This is a genomic window from Streptomyces violascens, from assembly GCF_014649955.1.
Taxonomy (GTDB): Bacteria; Actinomycetota; Actinomycetes; order Streptomycetales; family Streptomycetaceae; genus Streptomyces; species Streptomyces violascens.
The window spans coordinates 1-1699 of the sequence record NZ_BMUA01000077.1 but is presented as its reverse complement, the minus strand read 5'-3'; the positions used below and the strand labels follow the sequence as shown (position 1 = coordinate 1699).

General features: G+C 68.5%; 1 protein-coding gene and 1 pseudogene. Both read right to left on the bottom strand.

Translation table 11 applies throughout. The features are described from left to right. On the bottom strand, nucleotides 1-820 hold an 820-nt coding region (locus IE206_RS42135; protein WP_189972064.1), incomplete at its 3' end, for a 2-oxoacid:ferredoxin oxidoreductase subunit beta. Next, nucleotides 810-1699 (bottom strand): annotated as a pseudogene (locus tag IE206_RS42130) (2-oxoacid:acceptor oxidoreductase subunit alpha); the annotation flags it as partial. The pseudogene IE206_RS42130 and the gene IE206_RS42135, both read right to left, overlap by 11 nt.

Genomic DNA, 1699 nt, shown 5'->3' with positions numbered 1-1699 from the left:
CGGCCTCGTTGTCCGGGGTGACCGGGACGACCTTGAGGTCGCCGGTGGCCGGGTCGCGGACGACGCCCTTGGACCGGTCGGCGCCGAAGCGGATCGGGGTGCCGTGTTCGAGGCGGATGACGGCCTCTTCGGCCTGGTCCTTGTCCTTGAGGACCTCGAAGGCGCCGTCGTTGAAGATGTTGCAGTTCTGGTAGATCTCGACCAGTGCGGTGCCGGGGTGTTCGGCGGCCTGGCGCAGGACTTCGGTGAGGTGTTTGCGGTCGGAGTCGACGGTGCGGGCCACGAAGGAGGCCTCGGCGCCGATCGCGAGGGAGACCGGGTTGAAGGGGGCGTCCAGGGAGCCCATCGGCGTCGACTTGGTGATCTTGCCGAGTTCGCTGGTGGGGGAGTACTGGCCCTTGGTCAGTCCGTAGATCCGGTTGTTGAACAGCAGGATCTTGAGGTTGACGTTGCGGCGCAGTGCGTGGATGAGGTGGTTGCCGCCGATGGACAGGGCATCGCCGTCACCGGTGACCACCCATACGGACAGGTCCCGCCGTGAGGAGGCGAGTCCGGTGGCGATCGCCGGGGCGCGGCCGTGGATGGAGTGCATCCCGTAGGTGTTCATGTAGTACGGGAAGCGGGAGGAGCAGCCGATGCCGGAGACGAAGACGATGTTCTCCTTGGCCAGGCCGAGCTCGGGCATGAAGCCCTGCACGGCGGCCAGGACCGCGTAGTCGCCGCAGCCGGGGCACCAGCGCACTTCCTGGTCGGACTTGAAGTCCCGTGCGGTGAGCGGGAGTTCGCTCCTCGGGACCAGCCTCGGGCCGTCACCGGGCATGGATCGTCTCCTTGAGGACGGTGGCGAGCTGCTCGGCCTTGAACGGCATGCCGTTGACCTGTGCGAAGGACCGCACGCCGACGAGGAAGCGAGCTCTGACCAGGGTGGCGAGCTGTCCCAGGTTCATCTCCGGGATCACCACGTGTTCGTACGAGGAGAGAACGGCACTCAGATTTCCCGGGAAGGGGTTGATGTGGCGCAGGTGGGCCTGGGCGATGGGTTCGCCCTGGGCGCGCAGTCTGCGGACGGCGGCGGTGATGGGGCCGTAGGTGGAGCCCCAGCCCAGGACCAGGGTGCGGGCGCCGTCGGGGTCGTCGACGTCCAGGTCGGGGACCTGGATGTTGTCGATCTTGGCCTGGCGCGTGCGGACCATGAAGTCGTGGTTGGCCGGGTCGTAGGAGATGTTGCCCGTGCCGTCCTGCTTCTCGATGCCGCCGATCCGGTGCTCAAGACCCGGCGTGCCCGGCACCGCCCACGGGCGGGCCAGGGTCTGCGGGTCACGCTTGTAGGGCCAGAACACCTCGGTGCCATCGGCCAGCGTGTGGTTCGGGCCCGTCGCGAACTGGACCCGCAGGTCGGGGAGTTCGTCGATCTCGGGAACCCGCCACGGCTCGGAGCCGTTGGCGAGATAGCCGTCCGAGAGCAGGAAGACCGGCGTGCGGTAGGCCAGCGCGATCCGCGCCGCGTCCAGGGCCGCACCGAAGCAGTCCGCCGGCGTCTTCGGCGCGACCACCGGCACCGGCGCCTCACCGTTGCGCCCGAACATCGCCTGCAGCAGATCGGCCTGCTCGGTCTTGGTCGGCAGACCCGTCGAGGGACCGCCACGCTGGATGTCCACGATCAAAAGCGGCAGCTCCAGCGACACCGCGAGCCCGATCG